At 65.4% G+C, this 263-nt stretch carries 1 pseudogene; it reads left to right on the forward strand.

The annotated features are described in order from the left end of the window. Positions 1-263, forward strand: a pseudogene (locus tag SB753_RS38360) (iron ABC transporter permease); the annotation flags it as partial.

A 263-nucleotide genomic window follows, 5' to 3' on the forward strand; every position in this document is an offset into this window, starting at 1 on the left:
GCGGTGTGCATTGTCGCGATTACGTTTCCGCTCGTGCTGCTGCAACGCAGCCTCCTCAAGCGCGCGAACCGCTTCGTCACCGTGAAAGGCAAGGCCGGACGGCAGACCGTGCTGCCGCTTGGCGCATGGCGTTGGGTCGCGCTGGCGATCGTCGCGCTGTGGCTCTTGTTGACCGTGTTCGTGCCGATCTCGGGCATCACGCTGCGCGCGTTCGTCACCAATTGGGGCGAAGGCGTGAATCTCGCCGACGTGCTCACGCTCGC

The sequence above is a fragment of the Paraburkholderia sp. SIMBA_053 genome (assembly GCF_046534895.1).
GTDB classification, from domain to species: domain Bacteria; phylum Pseudomonadota; class Gammaproteobacteria; order Burkholderiales; family Burkholderiaceae; genus Paraburkholderia; species Paraburkholderia caledonica.